The organism is Thalassotalea insulae, assembly GCF_030161395.1.
GTDB lineage: Bacteria > Pseudomonadota > Gammaproteobacteria > Enterobacterales > Alteromonadaceae > Thalassotalea_E > Thalassotalea_E insulae.
In genome coordinates this window covers 3,899,568-3,922,560 of record NZ_BSST01000001.1, presented here as the reverse complement: position 1 = coordinate 3,922,560, position 22,993 = coordinate 3,899,568, and the positions used below count along the sequence as shown (strand labels likewise).

17 protein-coding genes are annotated in these 22,993 nt (G+C 39.4%); 8 read left to right on the top strand and 9 right to left on the bottom strand.

Annotated elements, in window-relative coordinates; all coding sequences use genetic code 11:
- Positions 1-151: 151 nt before the first annotated feature.
- Positions 152-1,864 carry a proline--tRNA ligase gene (locus QQK06_RS17585; protein WP_284246105.1) on the top strand — a complete coding sequence of 571 codons (1,713 nt, stop codon included), beginning with the start codon at positions 152-154 and terminating at the stop codon, positions 1,862-1,864.
- Positions 1,865-1,960: 96 nt separating this feature from the next.
- Here the strand turns inward: QQK06_RS17585 and QQK06_RS17580 are convergent, their stop codons facing one another.
- From QQK06_RS17580 to QQK06_RS17565, 4 genes are all read right to left on the bottom strand, one after another.
- Positions 1,961-2,938 carry a Gfo/Idh/MocA family protein gene (locus QQK06_RS17580; RefSeq protein WP_284246104.1) on the bottom strand — a complete coding sequence of 326 codons (978 nt, stop codon included), beginning with the start codon at positions 2,936-2,938 and terminating at the stop codon, positions 1,961-1,963.
- A 36-nt stretch (positions 2,939-2,974) separates the two neighbouring features.
- Entirely contained in the window at positions 2,975-3,322 is a 348-nt protein-coding gene (locus tag QQK06_RS17575; RefSeq protein ID WP_284246103.1) for a DUF6176 family protein, read from the bottom strand.
- Positions 3,323-3,399: 77 nt separating this feature from the next.
- Complete coding sequence (locus tag QQK06_RS17570) at positions 3,400-4,683, bottom strand: YfiM family lipoprotein (RefSeq protein WP_284246102.1); 1,284 nt, start codon at positions 4,681-4,683, stop codon at positions 3,400-3,402.
- A gap of 124 nt (positions 4,684-4,807) precedes the next feature.
- Positions 4,808-5,401 carry a hypothetical protein gene (locus tag QQK06_RS17565; RefSeq protein ID WP_284246101.1) on the bottom strand — a complete coding sequence of 198 codons (594 nt, stop codon included), beginning with the start codon at positions 5,399-5,401 and terminating at the stop codon, positions 4,808-4,810.
- A gap of 174 nt (positions 5,402-5,575) precedes the next feature.
- Between QQK06_RS17565 and QQK06_RS17560 the strand changes: the two genes are divergently transcribed.
- Positions 5,576-6,793 (top strand): pyridoxal phosphate-dependent aminotransferase, encoded by a 1,218-nt coding sequence (locus QQK06_RS17560; RefSeq protein ID WP_284246100.1) that lies wholly within the window; start codon positions 5,576-5,578, stop codon positions 6,791-6,793.
- 30 nt (positions 6,794-6,823) lie between these two features.
- Positions 6,824-7,435, top strand: a complete 612-nt coding sequence (yfbR, locus tag QQK06_RS17555) for a 5'-deoxynucleotidase (protein ID WP_284246099.1) — start codon at positions 6,824-6,826, stop codon at positions 7,433-7,435.
- 5 nt (positions 7,436-7,440) lie between these two features.
- Here the strand turns inward: yfbR and QQK06_RS17550 are convergent, their stop codons facing one another.
- The 4 genes from QQK06_RS17550 to QQK06_RS17535 form a co-directional block, all read right to left on the bottom strand.
- Positions 7,441-7,968 (bottom strand): VC2046/SO_2500 family protein, encoded by a 528-nt coding sequence (locus tag QQK06_RS17550; protein ID WP_284246098.1) that lies wholly within the window; start codon positions 7,966-7,968, stop codon positions 7,441-7,443.
- A gap of 361 nt (positions 7,969-8,329) precedes the next feature.
- The gene (deoA, locus tag QQK06_RS17545; RefSeq protein WP_284246097.1) at positions 8,330-9,643 is read right to left on the bottom strand and encodes a thymidine phosphorylase; all 1,314 of its coding nucleotides are present in this window, start codon (positions 9,641-9,643) and stop codon (positions 8,330-8,332) included.
- Positions 9,644-9,653: 10 nt separating this feature from the next.
- Positions 9,654-10,061 carry a cytidine deaminase gene (locus QQK06_RS17540; protein ID WP_284246096.1) on the bottom strand — a complete coding sequence of 136 codons (408 nt, stop codon included), beginning with the start codon at positions 10,059-10,061 and terminating at the stop codon, positions 9,654-9,656.
- Positions 10,062-10,228: 167 nt separating this feature from the next.
- Positions 10,229-13,261 (bottom strand): TonB-dependent receptor, encoded by a 3,033-nt coding sequence (locus QQK06_RS17535; protein WP_284246095.1) that lies wholly within the window; start codon positions 13,259-13,261, stop codon positions 10,229-10,231.
- A 721-nt stretch (positions 13,262-13,982) separates the two neighbouring features.
- Between QQK06_RS17535 and QQK06_RS17530 the strand changes: the two genes are divergently transcribed.
- From QQK06_RS17530 to QQK06_RS17520, 3 genes are read left to right on the top strand one after another with little or no spacing between them, the layout of a single operon-like run.
- On the top strand, positions 13,983-14,606 hold the full coding sequence (locus tag QQK06_RS17530) for a TetR/AcrR family transcriptional regulator (RefSeq protein ID WP_284246093.1): 624 nt from the start codon (positions 13,983-13,985) through the stop codon (positions 14,604-14,606).
- Positions 14,606-15,805, top strand: a complete 1,200-nt coding sequence (locus QQK06_RS17525) for an endonuclease/exonuclease/phosphatase family protein (protein ID WP_284246092.1) — start codon at positions 14,606-14,608, stop codon at positions 15,803-15,805. The genes QQK06_RS17530 and QQK06_RS17525 overlap by 1 nt, the downstream gene beginning before the upstream one ends.
- Before the next feature lie 32 nt (positions 15,806-15,837).
- Positions 15,838-17,220: an alkaline phosphatase gene (locus QQK06_RS17520; protein WP_284246091.1), complete on the top strand. Its 1,383-nt coding sequence runs from the start codon at positions 15,838-15,840 to the stop codon at positions 17,218-17,220.
- 269 nt (positions 17,221-17,489) lie between these two features.
- Here the strand turns inward: QQK06_RS17520 and QQK06_RS17515 are convergent, their stop codons facing one another.
- Positions 17,490-20,678 (bottom strand): TonB-dependent receptor domain-containing protein, encoded by a 3,189-nt coding sequence (locus QQK06_RS17515; RefSeq protein ID WP_284246090.1) that lies wholly within the window; start codon positions 20,676-20,678, stop codon positions 17,490-17,492.
- A gap of 476 nt (positions 20,679-21,154) precedes the next feature.
- Between QQK06_RS17515 and QQK06_RS17510 the strand changes: the two genes are divergently transcribed.
- Both QQK06_RS17510 and QQK06_RS17505 read left to right on the top strand, forming a co-directional pair.
- Positions 21,155-22,618 (top strand): M28 family peptidase, encoded by a 1,464-nt coding sequence (locus QQK06_RS17510; RefSeq protein WP_284246089.1) that lies wholly within the window; start codon positions 21,155-21,157, stop codon positions 22,616-22,618.
- A 167-nt stretch (positions 22,619-22,785) separates the two neighbouring features.
- Positions 22,786-22,971, top strand: coding sequence for a hypothetical protein (locus QQK06_RS17505; protein WP_284246088.1), 186 nt, complete (start codon positions 22,786-22,788; stop codon positions 22,969-22,971).
- Positions 22,972-22,993 lie beyond the last annotated feature (22 nt).

Below are 22,993 nucleotides of genomic sequence, written 5' to 3'. Positions count from 1 at the left end.
AAATTTTCCTCTTTACTAAAAATAAGCACAATTTGTGACTATTAACTGATAATAAAACACAAATTGTGGTCAATTTCTCTTTTTCATCCCCTTGCGCCCTGCTAGAATAAAGGCACTAATTTATAAACCCTATTTTTTGGAATATCCATCCATGCGTACTAGCCAATATATGCTTTCAACGTTGAAAGAAACCCCTGCTCATGCAGAAGTGATCAGCCACCAATTAATGTTACGGGCGGGACTCGTTCGTCATGTTGCATCAGGCTTATACACTTGGCTACCGACGGGACTAAAGGTACTACGTAAAGTTGAAAAAATTGTCCGTGAAGAAATGGAAAAAGCCGGTTCAATCGAAACCTTAATGCCTATGGTGCAACCTGCTGATTTATGGGAAGAATCAGGTCGCTGGGATGATTATGGCCCGGAATTACTGAGATTAAACGATCGCCATCAACGTCCATTTGTTTTAGGTCCAACGCACGAAGAAGTAATTACTAAGTTAGTAAGTAACGAAATCAGCAGTTACAAGCAGCTGCCGTTAAACCTATTTCAGGTGCAAACCAAGTTTCGAGACGAAATTCGTCCACGCTTTGGTGTAATGCGTGGCCGAGAATTCTTAATGAAAGACGCGTACTCTTTCCACTTAAGTGATGAATGTTTGAAAAAAACCTATCAGATCATGTTTGATGCGTATTGCCGTATTTTTGAACGTTTAGGCTTAGATTATCGTCCGGTAATCGCTGACAACGGTTCTATTGGCGGTGAAGGCTCACATGAGTTCCATGTTTTAGCGGATTCTGGTGAAGACGATATCGCCTTTAGTGACGAAAGCGATTACGCAGCCAATATCGAAAAAGCAGAAGCATTAGCCCCTACGAGTGAACGCCCTGCTGCTAGCCAGGAATTAAAAGAAGTTGCAACACCGAATGTCAAGTCAATTGATGAAGTTGTCAATTTCTTTAACATCGACGCTAAGCAAACAGTCAAAACACTATTGGTAGCTGGTGCTGACGAAAACGGTGAGCCACAAGGCATAGTTGCCATAGTAGTACGTGGTGATCACCAGCTTAATGAAATCAAAGCAGAAAATTTATCTCAAATTGCTAGCCCATTAACCTTCGCAACAGATGAACAAATTGCTGACGTGGCAGGTTGTGATGCAGGATCTATTGGTCCAGTTGGTTTAACTATTCCAGTCATTGTTGACCGCAGCGCCGCACACTTAGCTGACTTTATCTGTGGCGCCAATAAGAACGATACTCATTATAATGGAGCAAATTGGGACAGAGATATCCAAAACTATCAAGTTGCTGACATTCGTAATGTAGTGGCCGGCGATCCAAGTCCATGTGGCAAAGGAAAAATAGTGATCAAACGTGGTATTGAAGTCGGTCATATTTTCCAGTTAGGCGATAAATACGCAAAAGCAATGAATTGCGGCGTGTTAACCGAAGCAGGTAAAAATCAAACCTTAACCATGGGCTGTTACGGTATCGGCGTTTCACGTATCGTTGCCGCTGCAATTGAACAAAATCATGATAAATACGGGATCAAGTGGCCAAAAGCGATTGCGCCATTTCATGCGGCAATTGTGCCAATGAATATGGCAAAATCAGCGCGAGTTAAAGAAACAGCTGAAACCTTGTATCAGACACTGCAACAAGCCGGTATCGACGTATTATTTGATGATCGCAAAGAGCGCCCCGGAGTGATGTTTGCCGATCATGAACTTATCGGTACGCCAATTTTATTAATTGTTGGAGAACGTAACCTCGACAATCAGGAAATTGAAGTAAAAGATCGCATCACAGGTGAAAAATCGCTAGTTGCGATTGATGAAGTCTTGTCCTTATTTACTCAATAACTTTCAAAACTAAAATCAAATCGCTGATAAAAAGCTTGGCCTTAGCCAAGCTTTTTATTGTTGTCTACTCTTCAATTAAGCTTTGCAGTATTAGCCCTAGGTTCTTAATATTTCATCCATCACCCAACTGGTATGGGCGGCTGTCGCACCTGTTGATGGGTGAGAGGTTTCACCAAGCAAATAGTCTCTGATATTTTGTACATGATAGAACTGAATATTTTCAGGGTTTTCAATAAAAATATCTTGTTGATGATCTTCACTAATAATAGATATAGGTTGCTCATCAAAAACAGAAAATGATATTTCTCCTTTACTGCCATAGATAGTCACCATGTCTTGGCGTGATCGGCTAGCGAAATTCCAGCTTCCTGTTCCAGTGACACCACTTTTATGGCGCCAACACGCAGAAACTGCGTCATAAGCCGAGTACAAATTCTGTTGGTTGATACCAAGACCTTTAACTTCAGCAAACTCACCGAGCAAATAGGAAAAAAGATCGAGTCCATGACTGGCTAAATCATCAAAATAGCCGCCAAGAGCAATATTTTTATCGGTACGCCAATTATACTCTTGCGATATATCGAGTTGATTAGCAGGTTTTGATAAATGCCAGCTGAGGTGTCTGACATCACCAATGTCTCCATTATCCAACAGCGACTTGACGTGATTAAAGCGAGGTAATGATCTGCGATAATAAGCAACGAATAGCGGGACATTGGCGCGGTTAAACGCAGCGACGATTTCCTTGCTCTGCTGATAATCAGGTGCAAGTGGTTTTTCAATACAGCATGGTTTGCCTGCTTGCGCGACTTTTAAGCCATAACACTTATGAGTATCAGGTGGAGTGGCAATGTAAATAGCATCAACCCAAGGGTCATTAATAAGTTCATCTGCATTGGCATAATAACTTTCTACTTGGTGACGTTTTGCATAATCTTTTGCCAACGCGCCATTTCTTCTCATCACGGCAGCCAAATTAAAATTAGCGACCTTTTGATAAGCTGGACCACTTTTAACTTCAGTTACTGCTCCACAACCAATAATGCCCCAATTAATAACCTGTTCAATATTCAATGCTCTACTCCCTATAGAAAATAATCTAGCTACTTATTAATGAGAAAATTTAAAAGACGAATTAAAACAAAATATCGGCTCTATATCCGTGTATGGCTCTGGTGCCCAGCATTGACGGCGAAATTGTTCATAAACTTCACGAAATGGCGTCGGTGAAAGCTCATTTTCGTCTAACATAATTTTAGAAAAGTCGTGCGATTTGAGAACTATGTATAAGAAATCGGCTTCATCCGTTTGCTCAATAAAGGTTGAATCCCAAAAGTAACCTTTTTGCGTCATTTCATTGGCCGGATATTCTATATTCTCTCGCATATAAGCAATTAAACGCTCCAATTGTGAGCGATAACCTGAATTTAGTTTTATTTTGAGTAACTTAGATTCCAACTTCCTAATCCTTTAGAACTAAAATGATGCATTAGTATTGTCCTTATTAAGGCGGTAAACAATAGATTAAAACTAATTTATTCCCACCCTAACTGATAAACCGGAAGAGATTTTAATCGGCTATCAATTTCACCTATTGCTTGTTGATAATGCTGAGAGTCAGCATGTTGAAATTGCTGTTCAAAGTTCTGCTGATGTAACCCTTCCTGCAAACCATTAATGCTGGGGAGTAATTCCTGATCAGTCACCTTAGCAAGCAGCTGTTGTGCTTGTGTTGCATGTTGCTCTGAACGAGTCACTATTATCGCCAAACGGGTGCCTGCACGATCCGCCTGCAAGTCAGCAAAGCTAAAGCCACTGCCGCCTTCATTGGTATCGAGAAACTCTTTAAATTCACCAAGTGCATCACTGGCTCCATGCGTGCTAAAAAGCTGCAATGCAATGGAATAAATAAAATGCTGTTGTAAATCAACCCTGTCTTGCAAAGTCACGTTACGGCGCATTCGGTTACGAAGCACTAAAGATTGATGATCTCGAATAATGACATCTCCAACCAGTTGTTCAAACCTGTCGGCGCCAAAGTAGATCACTAGCGCCATTAACGCCGCCTGATTTTCCTCACTCGCTACGTAGTTTTCCGTCACGGTGCCACGCACCCTTGCCAATTCAAACAAATAGCGAATAAAGCCGGCTATCGATGATTGATGCGATTGACTTTGAGCAAATTCACTTAACGACTGATAATAAAATGATATTTTTTCAACATCACCAAATAACGCTAATTCATCCCGAAGCGTTAATAAAATAGATTTACTTTGCGCCGAGTCCAACGTCTCTTTGAGTGCAATATAGGCAACGATTTGCTGCTCATTGATTTCCACCGCATTAATCATGGCTAATGCCTTATCGGCGATCCCATCTTGAACTAGGTTATTCACTAACCAACGGGCGATCTTAATAAATAAAGGCCCGCTTATCGCCAGATCTCCGACAGTAATTTGCTCAAATGCAAGGCCTTGCTCTGATGGTAAAACAAACGCATGAATATTTAAGTAGCGAATGAATTCTGGCAGTGGCAGTTGTAATGACGCATTGGCTGAGGCACCAAATTTCGATAAACGAACATCAAGGCTCACCTGCGGAAAGGCACGATGCATTAGCGCAGTTAAACCATCGATTTCATGTTGCGTAGTGGTGATAACACTGATCTGATTATTTTGTTTTAATGTACTGGCAATTCGCTTGGCCAGATGCTGACTTTTTTGCGCCGCACTGGCGCTGATTTGACTTTTTTGTATCGTGCTCGGCTGTGACTGTAATGCCAGATAGAGCATAAGTACAGTGACGGTTACCAACGCCATTAAGCTAATAACTAATGCAAGAAAGAACTTTTTCAAGGTGTCTAAATAAATGAATTGCTTTAATACTGATGATACTGCGTTTAGTAAATAAATTCAGTAATTAACTTAATACGCTTACTATCTTTTAGCCTATATCACATAAGTCCCAATAGATTTTACGATTAAAAAGCTGGGCAAGTTTGAGATTAAATTCTTTAAACGTAGAGATCTTACTATCATCGGGCTTAAAACACTGCCAGATAAATTGATGACAGTTATTACTGATCACATGGTAATCACGATATTGAAATATCTGCTCAACTGCCCGTTGTGCCGCTTGCCTACTTACCAGCGGCTGAGCGTGAGAATCACAAGCAATGAAAATTTGTTTACCGGAGCGCTCTTTGGTAAACCTTAATGGCGAAATAGCTTTAATTAATCCCTCCCCATCAAGTTCAATAATGGTATCATCATCGACCCAGATACCGGTATGGTCTAAAATACCACCGATGCCACAACACACTACCGCCCCAACCTCAGGCTTGACACTTTGCTCCGTTGATAAAAAGTCTGATGGATAAATCGCAATAGGTGACTCGTGAGGCTTGAGATCTGTTAATGTTTGTACATTACGGTAGCGTAAACGTTTAAGTTGCTGAACCTTGCGATCATCTGATAACTGCTTTGCCGCTAACGCTGACACGGCAGCAGCACCAAGCCATAATAAAGGTAACGCCATAAACACCTCCAATCACATATTTTACAGCCACTAATAACAAGATTATCGTTAATTAGTACTTTTGCTATAAAAAAGTTGCAACTAACTATTTCAAAGTGTCGGATTATTAGCAACAATAGTGAGTCTAGCAATTAGCTATAACTTCAATAATTTAACGATATCAAGTGGTCTCCTATGAAAAACGTCAATAAATCTGCCAAGCTCAATAATGTCTGTTACGAAATTCGAGGACAGATAGCCGCAGAAGCCCGTCGTTTAGAAGACGAAGGCCATAAAATATTAAAACTCAACATTGGCAACCCAGCACCATTTGGCTTTGAAGCCCCTGACGATATTTTAAAAGATGTTATTCATAACCTGCCAACGGCACAAGGTTACTGTGAATCAAAAGGCATTTATCCGGCACGAGTTGCAGTGATGCAATACTTTCAGCAAAATGGCATTTTAAATGTTAGTGTTGACGATATTTTTATTGGTAATGGAGTCAGCGAGTTAATCGTTATGGCAATGCAAGGCTTGTTAAATAACGATGATGAGGTGCTGATCCCTGCCCCAGATTATCCACTTTGGACCGCTGCGGTTTCATTATCAGGTGGCGTTCCTGTGCATTACCGTTGTGTTGAAGAAAATCAATGGTTTCCTGATCTGGATGACATTGCCAGTAAAATCACCGATAAAACCAAAGCAATTGTCTTGATCAACCCGAATAACCCTACTGGCGCTGTCTATTCTGAAGACGTATTACAAGGGATTTTAGCCTTAGCCCGCAAACATCAGCTCATTGTCTTTAGCGACGAAATTTACGATAAAATTTTATATGATGACGCTAAGCATATTCCAACCGCCAGTCTAGCGAATGATGTCTTAGTGATCACTATGGGTGGCTTATCAAAAAATTACCGTATTGCTGGTTTTAGAGCCGGTTGGATGGTGATCACCGGCCCTAAATTACACGCTGAAGATTATATTGAAGGGCTGAATATTCTATCGTCAATGCGACTTTGCGCCAATGTGCCCTGCCAGCATGCAATTCAAACGGCATTAGGCGGTTATCAAAGTATTAACGAGCTGATCAAAGATGATGGACGATTAATCAAGCAACGTAATTTAGCGCACCAATTACTCAATGAAATAGATGGTATTTCCTGTAACCCGGCAATGGGCGCACTGTATTTATTTGTCAAAGTGGATGCTGAAAAATTTAATATCACCGACGATGAGAAAATGGTGTTAGATTTACTGAAACAGGAGAAAATATTAGTAGTTCATGGTCGTGGTTTTAATATTAAAGAAAAGAATTACTTCCGTTTAGTGTTTTTACCGCATGAAGATGAACTTAGACCTGCAATCGAAAAGATTAAGAATTTTTTCAGTACATACCGCCAAGAATAACACTTGATTTTACCTGCTAATGGAGCACCTATGGCAACGAAAGAGAAAAATCAGAGTACATTTTTAGCCTGGCTATTTCGCATGCCGTTAATCAAACGCTGGGCATTAATGTTTTGCGTCAAAGAAGAAAATGTTGCCGAACACTCACACCAGGTTGCCATTGTTGCTCATCTGCTGGCGGTGATTAAAAACAAAAAATTTAACGGTCAACTCAATGTTGATAGAGCCGCAACTATCGCCCTCTATCATGAAGCAAGTGAAACCCGTTACGGCGATATTGTCAGTCCAACTAAATATGCTAACAAAGAAATAGCCCGCGAATTTAAAAAAATTGAAAGTCTGGCTGAGCAAGAGTGCTTATCATCATTACCCGAAGAGTTTCAGGTGATTTTTTCCGACATCATAGTGCAGGATAATGTCGCGCATGAATATAAAAAAATTGTTAAAGCGGCGGATATTTTAGTCGCCTATATTAAAGCACTTGACGAGTTAACTCATAATAATCATGAATTTGATCACGTTAAAATTCGCTTAGAAAAGAAATTATCAGAAATAAAAAAAGAGATGCCGGAAGTAGAATATTTTCTTGCTACCTTTCTCAGTGCCTGTTCGGCAACGGTAGATAAACTAGCCGCTAGCTAAGAAAACTAAGCCGCCACATCCACTAATGGTGACTTAACTATGGTGGTTTGCACTGTTTTTAGCCATTCATTAACATTAAATGCCAGATGGGCATCGGCAAGCTCGTTTGGCTGTTGATGCTGCTGTTGACAATACAAACTGGTGTTTTCCATCACAGCTAACGCAATATGTTTACTATCATCACGAAATGCCAATGGTTTAGGTTTAATTGCCTGAGCTAAATGAATACTTGCTAGTTGCTGCGTTGCTATTAGTTCAGCTTGCGAAAACTCGCTAATTTCATCGATATTATTTAACGCTAAGCGTTGTTTTTCTGGCAGGTCAAATTGTTTTCTAAGTTGCTCTTCATCAAGAGTGTTAACTGGCTCATCAGTTTTAGGTAAATGAAACTGACTATGCGCCCTAACATCTTCCGTTAACATTGCTAGCATTAAAGCAAAGTCTGAGCGTCTACTACTGTGTACGCTCTGGTTAAGCTTTTCACCTAGCTGTAATTCTTCAACTAAAATGTCAGTATCTAACGGCTTAAGCACTAACGGGATCTACTTTATTATTTAACCTTTCCCCTTATCGGCACTAATGAGTAAAGCTTTAATTATATTTACATTTTTATTGGTAGTTCATGTAGGGAGTGTTGAAATTTGGCGTATATATTTTCAACGATACTTGCGCAGTTTATTCAAGACATCGAGATTGTGGTAACGTTGCAAACTTTTGACGTAGGCCACTCTACCTGCAAGCCAGCGCTGCCCCCAAAAAGCTTTGGAGTTAAATAATTTTTATAGTACATATAGTCAACACGCTCTAATAAAAAGGTTATGATTGTTTAACAAACATAACCTTTTTATTAGAGCATGAATAACAGCTTATTTAGTGAATTGTCGAACGACTTGCCTAACTAACCGTTTGATAAATTAACGTTTGCGCTTCCGGCGCTTGTTCACTGATATCAACAGCGGTCATATACGCATGTTTCGCTGCCCCTGCACTGTCATTATCACTGGCATGAACCCGAGCAATTACATCACCTTTATTGACCAAAGTGCCAATTGGTAAGATGCGGTCATAACCAACACTGTGATCGATTTGCTGACCATTAGCAGTTCGTCCGCCTTTCATACCGACGATCGACATACCTATATCATAAGTCTGCATTGCACTGATATAACCGTTTGCCGGTGCAATAACATCAGTGATCACATTAGCTCTGCTCATAGCATCCCATGGATTTTCAATAAAATCACTCGGCCCGCCAAGCTCGGCAATCATCTGATTAAAGAGTTCAGCCGCTTGTCCTGATTGTAGAACAGATTCAATTTTTCCCATCGCCTGCTGATGATTTTCGGCTATTTTACTATTGATCAACATCGCACTTGCCAATTGACAAGTGACCTGATGAAGCCTTGGCTCACGCTGCTTACCCGTTAAATAATCTACGGTTTCTTTCATTTCTAGCGCATTACCAGCACTTGCACCTAGCACTTGGTTCATATCGGTAATTATCGCCTGAGTTTTCACCCCAGCACCATTGGCGACATTAACAATTGATTGCGCCAAAGCAACAGCATCTGGCAAGTTTTTCATCATAGCGCCATTACCCACTTTGACATCCATAACTAAAGCGTCTAAGCCGGCGGCTAATTTTTTCGATAAAATAGAGGCGGTGATCAAAGGAATTGACTCAACCGTTGCGGTAACATCGCGAATACCATACAAACGTTTATCAGCAGGTGCCAAATTATCCGTTTGCGAAATGATCGCCATACCTAACGATTTAGTAATACGCTGAAACTCACTGATGCTAGGCTGAACATTAAAACCTTTAATACTTTCTAGTTTATCTGAGGTACCACCTGTATGACCTAAGCCGCGACCAGAAATCATCGGGACATAAGCACCACAGCTAGCAACAATTGCCGCCAGCATAAAACTCACTTTATCGCCAACACCACCAGTAGAGTGCTTATCCACTACCGGGCCGTCTAGTTCAGGCCAGGATAAAACATCCCCAGATTGCATCATTTCACGGGTTAAATTAACAATTTCATCCGTTACCATACCTTGCTGAAAAATCGCCATTGCCATTGAACCGACCTGAGCATCATTAAATTGCCCTGACACTAAGCCGTGAACAAAATGCTGAATTTCCTGCTCAGATAACGCCTGACCATCACGTTTTGTTCGAATTATTGCTTGAGGTAAATACATAACTTGTCCATTAAATTAAATCTTTAGGGGTAAAGGCGTTCGGTAGCAACTCCTCTACTGTCCATGTTTTCTTATCCGCTAAGTGATTAACTGCCATAATGGTTGCTTGAGGCTGAAAAAATTCGACAATCACTTGTCGACAGGCACCACATGGCGGTGTTAGTTTTTCTTGCTCAGTGTAAATCACTAGAGTTTCAAACTGCTGCTCACCATTAATCACCGCCTGAGCGATACAATTGCGTTCGGCGCATACCGTTAAGCCATAAGAAGCATTTTCGACATTGCAGCCACTAACAATGTTGCCGTTTTTAGTTAATGCCGCCGCACCAACATGAAAATTACTATAAGGGGCATAAGCGTTTTGATACGCAGTTTTTGCCCTAACTATCAATGCACTTTCATGTGCTGTGATATTCATTATAACTACCACCTACAAACTTAACCATTTGGTCAACTATAATATATATAATTAGACTTGTATATTAAACTTTAGCGATAAATAACCACTTTTAACCGTAGATAATTATATTTTAGACACAAAAAAGCCGGGAAACTTCCCGGCTTTTACTAATAGGCGAGCATTAATTAAAACTTGTACTCTACGCCAACTCTAATTTCATAGGCAGAAGCACTTTGTTTTCTAAATGGCGTATCATCTACTTCACTAAACTGATAGTTACCATCTTGCTCTTCTAAAACGCCCCAGTCGTCGTTTAAGAAGTTAGTAAAGTTATCAATAACAATGAAAGCAGAAGCTTTATGCCCTTCCATAATACCAGGAAGTTCTTGCGTAACTTTCACGTCGATCTTCTTCCAAGAAGGACCTTCTTCACCATTACGTTTCGCACCAGGAACGAGTACTAAACCATCTTCAGTTAATTCACCTACAGGTCCACGACGAGCATAAGTACCTGTGCCATCTTCAGTTAAGCTATACACTTCACCTGATTGATAAACAGCAAACATGGAGAATCGAGTGTCGTAACCAGAGAAAAACTCCGTTTTATAAGTTAATGTACCTGTCAATCTGTGCTTGATGTTATAGTTAGACGTTGCCGCCATGTCACCTTGTGCATCTCTTCTAGCGGTACGCTGATAGTTTGACTCTGCTTGTGAACTTACCAAACCTTGAATATCTTCTGCATCGCTATAGGCATAACCTAATGTCCAGTTAACCCCATTGTCGTATTCACCGGCAAATGCTGCAGATAGTACGTATGACGTTGCATTCTCGTCAGCATTAGTCACGGCATAAGATTCAATGCGATTTGATTGATAATCAGGGAAACCTTGTTCAGTAAGCGCATGATTACCATTAGCATCTAAAACAGGATCTAAATCACCACGCTTAACCATCAATGCATTTTGACTGCGTGATAATAAAATATCAAAGTTAGAAACGATGTTCTCTGTCAAGGTATAAGTTGTACCAAGCGAAAGTTTCCATTCTGAAGGCATCTTAAAGTCAGGGTCTAAATAATTGACATCAGCATATGGACTAAATGAGTTAAGGTTACTATTAACGTCATTGTAAGCTGCCGTTGGAATGCCCCAACCCGGACCATTTGGTCTGCCATCCTCAGCACCTGAGTGTGGTACATCAAACAAGCTTTGACCATCTTCTAAACCAGCATCGCGCGTTGAGAATGTTTTACCGCCTGTTCTAACAAATGAGTTAGTTAACCAAACCGCTGGATTGCCGCCAGAATATAAACCTAACCCACCACGTATAACTGTATCTTCATTAAACTCATATGTAACACTAAAACGAGGCTGAAGAAGAGAAACGCCATCTAATGTTTGAGCATTAGAGTAACCATAGTCTTGTTCAAAAAGAGGGTTAGCCGTCGGCTTGTCACTAGTGTCATACTCGTCATATCTCAAACCGAATACCATGTCTAAACCATCAGCTGCTTCAAAATCATACTGTGCATATAATGTATTAGTGGCATATTCCCACGCGCCAGCAACATCATTTACGTCACCCGTTGCGGCATTTTCATAACGGAAACTTGATGGCATACCATTACGGAAATCGTCAATGCTGTCAAAAATGATTTCTGACTCAGAATAACGACCAAACAAGTTGAATACGTCAATCTCTTCTCTTTCAAAACCTGCGGTTATAATAGAGCCATCATCAAGGTAGTAATTCCCTTTAATTGCAAATGTATCGACACCGTACTCAACACGATTATTTTGACGGAAAACATCGCCACCAAAAGTTACTGCCCTATCGCCGTCAATTTTAATACCAACATTGGCAAAGTCTGTACCATACAAAGGCGCATTGTCATTATCGACTGACAAACTGGTAATTCTGACTTCCGTTGTGAAGTTATCATTCCAATCAGAATATAATGAAGCAGATAAGGAAGTTAATTCTTTCTGAGTTTTATACAAATTACTTGCTAACTGAATGTCATAAAATGAGCTATCTTTTGTATCGAAATCTTCACTGTTTATATAGGTTAATGAAGTACGATGATCATCGTTAATATTCCAATCCAGTTTCACTAAGAATTTTTCATCACCTTTTGGTAACTCAGATGGTATTACGCCGGGATCATACTGATAAAGGTCCTTTGCAATTGAAATAACATCATTTACTTGTGCCTGGGTCACAAAATCAGATGCTCTTCCTGCTCCTGAGCCAACAACTCCACCTTCGTAAACATCAGAACCCTCTAATTTTTCATAAGCGGCGAAGAAGAATAACTTATCTTCAATAATCGGCCCACCAAGTGTCATCCCATAACGTTTTTCTTCGTATTCAGGCCAAGTGATATCATCACCTTTAATAGAATCACCTCTAAAACCATCATCAGTATAATCATAGAAAAATGAACCATGTAGTTCATTAGAGCCAGACTTGATAACAGAGTTAATGGTACACGCAGAAAAACCGCCATAAACAACATCAAACGGCGCTAATTCAACTGAAACTTGCTCTAATGCATCAAAAGAAAATGGAAATCTATTAGTTGGTAAGCCAGTATCACTTAAACCGAAAATGTCATCCATACGAACACCATCTACGGTAAAGCTATTAAAACGTCTATTTTTACCCGCACATTGGATAGTATCACCGTCGTCGTTCCCTTCAGAAACGTAGATACGTGGGTCTACACGGACAATGTCAGTAATCGCACGGTTAATCGCAGGCGCATTTTCAATTTGAGCCTGACTAAAGTTTGCAGCTGGCCCACGTTCATTAGTAAAACCTAATAAACTCGTTCTAGCACCACTGACCACTATGGTCTCCATAGCGTCATTAGCTTCTAATTGAACATCCAATTGAAAAGGTTTACCTAGTGCTAATGAAATATCAGCAAAATCAGCATCTTTAAATTGTTCAGAATCAATGGCGATTTTATAAGGGCCACCGACTCTCAACCCTTTTAAATTAAATACACCATTTTCACCTACATGAACTGTTTTAACAGAGCCAGAAGGCACATGGGTAACAGTTACTACGGCATCTGAAACAGGATTTCCCAGAGGGCCAACAACTTCCCCTTTAATAGACGAGGACGTTGTATTAGCTAATGATGATGTTGATAATCCAAGCGCGAGTATTACCGCACCTGAAATCAGAGAGAGGCGTTGGGTTTTCATGTTGTATATTTCCCTTGGTGTAGTTTTTAATTTTTTGATTTAATTTTAATTATTATTAAATCAGGCTTAGTCAAAATCTTATTAGCGACTATTTGATGCTAAACTTGATTGAATTAGAGCAAACATTTCTTACATTTTTATTACATTATTTCAACTGAACAAAAAATACAAGTTTTCTTACATTTAAAACAAACGTTTAAAACCCACATTAAAACCAACAAAAATAATTTAATAACAACAAGTTAAATAAAAAACCAGCAAGTAATTACGGTTCAATTCAGAGAAAATAAAACTATATAATTTTATTTAATAAATAATTTAAATAACCTAACGATAAAATATAACCAAATAGTCAACTTAATTTTATTTTTAATTATTCAACGGAATTTCAACAACTTACAGGCAACAATAAAAGCACCAAATATTCAATAAAATTTCCATTTAAAAACAACAAAAATCAAAACTAGAAGTTTTTCGATATACACAACAGTTATAGTCATAATAATGTAAAACTATTCATTTATATTTGCATCCACTCGTATTTCCATCCGTAATAATGGTTATTAAGATTGAAAAATTGAGTGAATTTCTGCTATGGTGAAACACACTAGCTTGACCAGTTGAACAGTAAAAACCACTTCATTTCGTGACTTTTTGTAAATAGCCTGTTAAAAAGGCCAACTGCTTTGCATCAATAACAATAAATAATACTAAGACGGTTATGACTGAAAAAAGACAAGGTAAAATAAGAATACAAAGTCAGGAAAAAATACTAGACGCTGCGCTGGATGAATTTATCACCAATGGTTATAAAGGGGCAACCGTCCAGTCAATAGCTGACTTAGCTGGCTTACCAAAAGCAAATGTTCTTTATTATTTCAAAAATAAAGAAAATATTTATCATGCAGTACTCGAACAAACACTCGATATGTGGGATCAAGGTATTGGTGAGATCGAATATCAGGATGGTCCTAAGCGGGCAATAGAAAAGTTTGTCGCCTCAAAAGTGAAAATGTCATTTGCTCACCCTAAAGCATCAAAAATTTACGCTATGGAAATCATCCAAGGGGCTCAACACTTAAAAGAGTTTGCCCGCACTTACCTGCGCAAATGGGTGAGAGAAAAAGCAAAAGTCTTCCAACAATGGATAGATGAAGGTCGAATGGTAAATGTTGATCCAATCAGTTTAATTTTTCTTGTTTGGTCTTCAACTCAACATTACGCAGATTTTGAAACTCAAATCTTAACTATTATGAACAGAGCAGATTATGAAGAGGAAGATATTGAACATGTCACTCAATTTTTAACTTCATTTATTCTGCGCGGATTAGCGATACAAGAATAATGCCGATACAAAATACAATTAACGTTATACTTTGCACCATACTTTTATTTTCATTTAATGTCATGGCAACCACTACTCCAACGAAATTACGGATCGCAACCTTCAATGTCAGTATGGAGGCATTAAATTATATTGAAAAAGGCGCTGGAGCTAATGTTAACGGTAACGAGTTACTTAACGCTTTAAACAGCAACCATCAGCAGATTAAGAATATTGCTGAAATAATTCAGCGTGTTAACCCAGATATTTTACTATTAAATGAATTTGACTTTGTTGAGCAAGATCAGAAAAATCATCAGGCAATTGAATTATTTATCAACGATTATTTAGCTAAGTCTCAGCAAGGGCAAAAAGCAATTCATTTCCCATACTATTATCAAAACAGCGTTAATACTGGCGTGAAAACACCCATTGATTTAAATAATGATGGCGCGATAAAACACCCCGTTGACACCTACGGCTTTGGCTACTTTCCTGGGCACTTTGGCATGGTATTACTGTCAAAGTATCCACTTGATAAAGAAAACATCCGTACTTTTCAACATTTTAAATGGCAAGATATGCCTAATGCCCTACAGCCAATAGATCCGGAAAGTGGTAAGCCCTGGTATAGTAAACAAGCCTGGCAAATACTGCGTTTATCTTCAAAGTCGCATTGGGATATACCTGTGATTATTGGCGAGCAAAAAATCCATATTCTGGCCAGTCACCCTACGCCACCGGTATTTGATGGCCCAGAAGATAGAAACGGCAAACGCAATCATGATGAAATTCGCTTCTGGCATGACTATATCACCGCTGATCTAAGTGACTATATTTATGACGATAACAAAGTAAGCGGTGGTATCAAAGATGACAAGCCCTTTATTATCATGGGTGACCAAAACTCTTCCGCAACTGAAGGCGATGCATTACGAGGGGCAATAAACTCGTTAATCACACATAAAAAAATTCAAGATCCACTACCAACTAGCCTTGGTGGGCAAGAGCATAGTCCTGATAATCCAATAGCAAAACATCATAGCGCCTACTGGCGGATGCGTGCTGATTATGTGCTGCCATCTAAAGCCGGATTTAACATTTTAAATTCTGGCGTGTTTTGGCCAACAACAGATTCAAACGAATATAGGTTAATCGCCGACAGAAGCGCATCATCCGACCATCGCTTGGTATGGCTTGATGTTGAGCTCAGCAAATAGTTACATTAATAAAATATTTAAGTGAAACAAAGATGAATAAACCTTCGATATTGCTATCGTTAGCTTGCTTAGCGGCCTGCACTAGCACAATAGCTGAAAAGCACGTCGCACAAACTTCCGTTAATCAGCCGAAAAATATTATTATGATAGTGTCTGATGGCATGGGACCAGCTTACACCAGCGCCTATCGTTATTTTTCCGATGATCCGGCGACTTCGGCTATTGAGACTACAGTTTTCGACCGCCATCTCGTCGGCAGTGCAACCACTTATCCCGCTCCAGTTTCCGGATATGTTACCGACTCTGCAGCCGCAGCAACAGCGCTTGCTACCGGTGTTAAAACTTATAATGGTGCCATTGGCGTTGATGTCAATAAAAAGCCATTAACTTCAGTATTACAGGCGGCAAAAAATGCTGGCAAAAAAACCGGTGTTGTAGTCACGTCACAAGTGAACCATGCCACCCCTGCCTCATATATCAGTCATAACGAAAGCAGAAATAACTATAATGCTCTCGCTAACAGCTATATCGATAATGGTATTAATACTGACGTATTATTTGGTGGCGGCTGGAAATTCTTTATCCGTGAAGACCGCAACATTGTCAAAGAATATCAAGCAGCAGGATTTCAATATATAAATAGCTATCAACAACTTGATTCATTACAACCGAACAAAGCTGTTATCGGCTTATTTGCTGATGTTGGTTTACCTTACGCTATCGATGACACTAATTCTTATCGTCTGTCAGCGATGACTAAAGCCGCTATCAAGCAACTGGAAAACGACAACGGCTATTTTATGTTAATAGAAGCCAGTCAGGTCGATTGGGCAGCCCACAGCAATGATATTAATTCAGCGATGCGTGAAGTAAAAGATCTCGCAGTCACACTTGAGTATTTAGAAACTTATGTCAATCAACATCCGGACACTTTAGTGGTAGTTACTGCTGATCATAGTACCGGCGGCTTTACGATCGGTGCTAATGGGGTTTATCAATGGCGTCCTCAATTACTTAGGAAAATGACGCAATCAACCTATGCAATTGCCCAGTATTTTAGCAAGCATACAATTACGCAACAAAAATTAAGTGAAATGTTTGCCGGAGAAGAGTTACAGTCTGAAGACATTAACGAAATTAATCATGCAAAATCAGCGGCAGAAAAAGCACTTGCGAACTATCTAACCTTATCGAAAGAGCAACAAGCAGAAAAACGCCAACCAGATGTAGTCAAAGCCCTATATCAAGCATTGAATAAACTAGTTGATAAACATACCAACACTGGCTGGACAAGTCACGGTCATACCGCTGTTGACGTTCCGGTTTTTGCTTTTGGCGCGCAACAACAACAATTTACTGGCTCAATCAACAATACCGATATTGCGAAAAATATTTTTGCTTTATTAGCTAAATAGGCATCTGGCAACAGATAGTATTTTAAGGCTGAGAGCTTCTCAGCCTTTTTTATTTCCTTACTTTTATATTAACGATTTTTTATATGGTCATTACGTGTCATAGCATTTTCGTCTCAGTTATAAAAACAACAGCATGAACCATAATAATCTATCAGCAATACCACTAATTGACGCTGACATAAGTAAAACGAAGACATTAAAAAAGCCAGTTGCATAAACAACTGGCTTTTCATTTAAACTAACTAATGAGTTAGCCTGTTAACAAGGTATTAGAAGCGATAAGAGGCGTTAACAAAGTAACTGCGACCTAACAAGTCATAACCAGATGAAGTGACCATATTCCCCCGGTTAGAGCCAGCTGAAATATCAATCATCTCTGGCGCTTTATCAAACAAGTTAGTAATACCAAACGTCACCGCAAAGTTATCTGCATTATAGGTTAATGAAGTATCTACGTAGATAGCCGCATCAGCACTACATACAGGTACCGTTTGTGGTTTTCCAACTAAATCTTCATTCTTAATATACTCGTTACATTTAGCTGTATCTTCAACATCGTCAGCTGCATGGGTTTCTGAGAAGTAATTGGCCATTAACATCCAGTTCCAGTCGCCACTGATGAAGTTAAAAGTCGACACTAAACGGTGCTCAGGCGTACCAAAATCTTCCAGTAAATCTTCAGCTTTTTCACCGTTGAAAATTGTTAATTCTCGCTCTGTCTGTAAGGTATACTGGTTATTCCATACCATATGCACCGGCATACCTAAGACATCCCCTAAACCGGTAGCAAAGTGAGTGTTAATATCAACCCCCTTAGACGTTTCCTCACCGATATTGATGAAAGATGTATCAACTAAAACAGGAAAATTCAATGCTGGAGCCTTACTTGAATCACGCGTAATACGACTACAGAAAGGGCTAGACAATCCTTCAGAATCATAACAACGCTTTAACATAGTAGCTGCGCTAATGCTTCGAATAGTATCTTTTACTTCCAAACTCCAGTAAGTAATACCTAAATCAAACTCTATATCTCCATCAAATACCGGCGTCCATTTAAATGACGCAGTAATATTTTCCGAAGTTTCAGGCTTTAATCCCTTAGCGTTACCGCTAGCAGATGTAGGAATAGTTGGAACACCTGAAGTACCTATAACTGTATAATCAGCCCCAGCTAAAGTACAATTACTTAAAATTGTTTCACTACGATTCTCTTTACTTGGATCATAAGCGTTTTCTGTTAATAACGACTCGGAGACAGCACATGGATCAGCCCCGCCACTTACCCCTCCGAATTGATTAGCCAAAAATTGCTCACGTAAGTTCGGAGCACGGAACGAAGTACCGTACGACGACGTAAATAATAATGAATCCGTCGGCTTATAAGTAACACGCGCACGCTTGGTTAATTCGCTACCAAAGTTAGACTCATCGGTATAACGTAATGCCGCTTCAATTTCGAATAAATTTGCCCAATCCTGATCCACTGCAATCGGCATCGATATTTCACCAAAAACATCGGTGACATCACGTTCACCTTCTGTAGCACCTTCTGTCAATGGGTTTTCTGCCGCCACTAAGCCAGTCGCACCTAACATATCGGCTTCAGACTGAATTCGATCACGCCTAAATTCCATACCGAATGCCGCTGTTACTGCTCCACCTTGCTCAAAATCAAATAGATCACCGGTCATAAATGCCGATGTCATTATCTGCTCAACCGTAGTACTGTTCATCCGCGTGCCGATTAAAAAATCTCTCTCAGCTTGCGTAGCAAAAGTACCTCCCCCATATTTTCCTCCATCAAATATTGATCGAGCAAAGAAATTAATAGGCACACACTCATTCGGTGTTATAAAACCAATGCCTGATGGAGCATTAACTCCGCAAATTGGATTACCATTCACATCCAAACGTAAAGTACCTAAAGCCAACGCTAAATTACTTTCGTTCATAATTGGCTGATCTTGTTTACCTACACCGCGATCATATGAAGCAAACATTTCATATGACCAACCTCTGTCTTCCAGAAAGCCACCGGTAAAATCACCACGTAAGCCAGTGACAAATCTGAAATGATTAAGTTCTACGTCACGCTTTTGCGGTAAATCTTCCAAAGTCATGATATGAGAAACATCAAAATCAGGAAATGGATTCAATGGATTATCAACTAAATTCAAGCTCCCATCTTCATTAACAACAAGGTTACCATTTTCATCCTCATGCGGAATATTAGCAGGAATAGTTGGAAAAATTTGCTCAGTCGATGCTAATGACGTTAAGTGACGATGGAAATAATAGGCCTCATAAAAAATTTCTTCATCACCGCCCCACCAATCAGGCATATATGAACCATTAGCCGCTAAGGTAAAGCGAGTAACCGGTTGGATCAAATCAGCTTGCATACGATCAATAGCATCTGAATATTGGGGAGAATATAAACGTCTATTAAATTGATTTTCACTTGTAATATCAATGTTAGGGTCTGTAGGTTGAGGTAACCCCAATGCAGAGCTAAAACCATCAATTCCAATATCTGAAAAACCTGGAGTAGTAAAAAAGCCTATACCAGACGGATGAGGATAGGTCATCATGGGATTGCCAAATGTAGTAGGATCATCTGGATCATAATATTCCGTAATATCTAAAATTGAATTATCCCAAAAACGGCTGGAACACACAGAAACTTTACCGCCGTCCTGTTTCTTCCAGATTTTTTTGATACAGTCGGTTCTGTCTTTTACCGCAACACGCTCACGATGGTAGTAAGAAGCAGAAAAAGCAAATTTCGCTTTATCACCTTCGAAGCCGGTGATAAATGAAAGATCAGTTTCTTCACCGCCAGTATCAGCCGGAGCGGTATAAGCACCAGAAAGCTCAAAACCATCATAGCTTTCTTTTAAGATAACGTTAATAACCCCCGCTACCGCATCGGCACCGTATATTGACGAGGCCCCTTCGGTGATCACTTCAACACGTTCCACCATATTTACTGGTAATAAACTTAAGTCCGGTTGTGAAGGCGCACCACGCACCCCGGATGCCCCTAAACGACGACCGTTAATTAAGATCAAGGTACGCTCAGGTCCTAAACCACGTAAACCAACGTTAGATGAACCAACACCACCACTTGGCGGTGGCTCAGACGCATTTGAGTTACCAGCATTTGAATTAAATGTTGAATCAAACTGCTGACCATTAGCCATTGAAGTGTTTTGTAGTAATTCACTCACAGTACGAATACCTGCTTTTAACGCATCATCCGCTTTAATGACATGAATCGGGGCTGCGTTTGAATATTCTGCTTTCTTAATACGTGAACCAGTGACTGCAATACGTTCAACTTCTTCCTCTGCTGCGGCTTCTTCCGCAAACACAGGAGCTGATAAAAATGACGCTGAGACACTAGCTGCCAATGCAAATTTAATTGCCTTAGCAAGTGGAGATGGTTTTACCATGTTGTTATTCCTCGTGTTTTATTATAGTTATCCTACCTAACTCCCAGATATTGAATTTAACGACAGCGGTAAATATTCCCTGTTATTTACACCAGTAAATTCACGGTAGACATTTCTAGACTACTTTCTTGTTTTAAAAATTAAAATGAAATTATCAAATCATATTTGTTACAAATATTTTCCATGTAAAGATATTTAAACAGAAAAATTAACGACTAATTAACCTAAAATGACGGCCATTATATCTTTTCCCTTATATTATTTAATTCAGATCCCCTCCCGCATTCTCCATTTACTGCCTTTCATAATTTTAATTTTGCAAAATCAAGTGTATACAAGAAATGACAATTTAGCCAAATAGCTGTAAAGAATTTGTTAAAAATATTCAAAATACTCATGTAGTTATATAAGTATAAATATTGACTAACTATTATCGCTTAGTAATGATGATAAAAAACCAAACAAGAAAATATCTAATGAAACGCTTTATTCTTATATTATTGTTTAGTGTGCAATCAATTATTTGTCAGGCCAATGATGTCCAGAAGCTAGTCAATGCAATGACAGAGCACACCCCTATTATCAATGATTTACGTCAACTCACTGACGAAATTGGCAGTCGCCTGACGGGTACAGCGGCAAACGAAAAGTCATTGGATTGGGCGCTAAGTAAATTCAAAAAAGCCGGCGTTAAAGCGCACAAAGAAACTTTCGAAATGCCAAGAGCCTGGGTTGAACATCAAGCATTGGGGATAGTAAGTGGTGACAGTATCGACTTTACCACCCAAGTAGCTACTATGCCTTTTACCAGTGCAACAAAAGAAAAAGGTTTAGTTGCAAATATCATAGACCTTGGCAAAGGGGACGCCAGAGCGTTCAAACAGGCGAAGCAGTTGAAAAATTCTTGGCTGCTAATAGAAACCGCATTATTGGATGATCAAGCAGGCATCCACGGGCTATTTCAGGAATATTTAGATTTTGTTGGCATTGAAAAACGTGCGCAAGAAGCTGGTGCAACGGGTATCATTTATATGTCATCCCGGCCAAAAAATTTATTATATCGCCACCTACCAAGTAAGGGCGCTGACAATAAATTACCCATCATAGTGATTGAACGTGAACAAGCACTAAAAATTCAACGGCTGTTAGCTCACAATCATCAGCTTTCCTTTACTGCCAAATTAGATATCAGCAATGAAGCCTCATATCAAACAGCAAATGTGATTGCGGAAATTAAAGGTTCACAGTTTCCCGATGAAATCGTCTTAATCGGTGCTCATATTGACTCATTTGATCTTGGCACAGGCGCGCTGGATAACGGTTCTAACGTTTCATTAGTTATCGATATCGCTCGTCAAATGACACGACTGAATATTAGACCCAAACGCACCATTCGTTTTGCATTATTTAACGGAGAAGAACAAGGGCTCTTTGGTTCATGGGCTTATACAAAACAGCATAATCATGAATTAAGCCAGCATATGATTGCCTCAACCATAGACATAGGTACAGGAAAAATCACCGGCTTTTTTACTAATGGCAGAGCCGAAGTGATACCTGTGTTACAACAAGTACTTAACCCAGTAAAATCGTTAGGGCCTTTTGAGCATGTCAATCACCCTGTTGTTGGTACCGACAATTATGATTTTATGATGAATGGCGTGGCGAATTTAGTTGCTAACCAAAAAGATGCCAATTACGCTTCTAATTATCACGCAGAATCGGATACTTTTGAAAAAGTTGATCAGCAACAATTAAAATTAAACGCCGCAGTGATGGCAGCAATGACACTCGGTTTTGCCAACCTTGATAACATTCCATGGCAACAACAAAACAGCCAACAAATTGAAACTATGGTCAAGCAGTTTGATATTGAAACGTCAATGAAAACCTTCGGCCTCTATAAAAGCTGGAAAAACAAAACCCGTCCAGCTCGCTAATTGTTAAAGCAAAACAATTAAGTCACTTATTCACTAATAGCAAACGCCTAAACGTTTGCTATTTTTTATCATGACAAAAAATATTACTCAAATTAGCTAGAGTGCTGAAAATTAACTATAATAGAAATTAATTTCTGCGGTAACTGGTAATTGCAAGGAAGCAATCTATGACTACTATCAATCCTTCTCTAGTTAAAACTTGGGTATTCTTAGCACAATCGACTGATCATAAACTTGCCAGCGCAAAGTTTTTAGCCCATAAAAAAATCAAGTCTAATTATGGCTCAATTACACTGGCAAAAATTTATCTCGAACAGCAACAAGACAAAGAAATAGAAGTTGTTGTCATTTAGGCAGCCACTCAATTAAATCGTT

What these genes read in the sequence shown, in the direction of transcription:
- QQK06_RS17570 (WP_284246102.1), bottom strand. Translation starts at nt 4,683, where the DNA reads ATGGCGTTGGTAACCGTCACTGTACTTATGCTCTATCTGGCATTACAG.
- QQK06_RS17505 (WP_284246088.1), top strand. Translation starts at nt 22,786, where the DNA reads ATGACTACTATCAATCCTTCTCTAGTTAAAACTTGGGTATTCTTAGCA.
- QQK06_RS17520 (WP_284246091.1), top strand. Translation starts at nt 15,838, where the DNA reads ATGAATAAACCTTCGATATTGCTATCGTTAGCTTGCTTAGCGGCCTGC.
- deoA (WP_284246097.1), bottom strand. Translation starts at nt 9,643, where the DNA reads ATGTATTTACCTCAAGCAATAATTCGAACAAAACGTGATGGTCAGGCG.
- QQK06_RS17530 (WP_284246093.1), top strand. Translation starts at nt 13,983, where the DNA reads ATGACTGAAAAAAGACAAGGTAAAATAAGAATACAAAGTCAGGAAAAA.
- QQK06_RS17565 (WP_284246101.1), bottom strand. Translation starts at nt 5,401, where the DNA reads ATGGCGTTACCTTTATTATGGCTTGGTGCTGCTGCCGTGTCAGCGTTA.
- yfbR (WP_284246099.1), top strand. Translation starts at nt 6,824, where the DNA reads ATGGCAACGAAAGAGAAAAATCAGAGTACATTTTTAGCCTGGCTATTT.
- QQK06_RS17535 (WP_284246095.1), bottom strand. Translation starts at nt 13,261, where the DNA reads ATGAAAACCCAACGCCTCTCTCTGATTTCAGGTGCGGTAATACTCGCG.
- QQK06_RS17540 (WP_284246096.1), bottom strand. Translation starts at nt 10,061, where the DNA reads ATGAATATCACAGCACATGAAAGTGCATTGATAGTTAGGGCAAAAACT.
- QQK06_RS17515 (WP_284246090.1), bottom strand. Translation starts at nt 20,678, where the DNA reads ATGGTAAAACCATCTCCACTTGCTAAGGCAATTAAATTTGCATTGGCA.
- QQK06_RS17510 (WP_284246089.1), top strand. Translation starts at nt 21,155, where the DNA reads ATGAAACGCTTTATTCTTATATTATTGTTTAGTGTGCAATCAATTATT.
- QQK06_RS17560 (WP_284246100.1), top strand. Translation starts at nt 5,576, where the DNA reads ATGAAAAACGTCAATAAATCTGCCAAGCTCAATAATGTCTGTTACGAA.
- QQK06_RS17585 (WP_284246105.1), top strand. Translation starts at nt 152, where the DNA reads ATGCGTACTAGCCAATATATGCTTTCAACGTTGAAAGAAACCCCTGCT.
- QQK06_RS17525 (WP_284246092.1), top strand. Translation starts at nt 14,606, where the DNA reads ATGCCGATACAAAATACAATTAACGTTATACTTTGCACCATACTTTTA.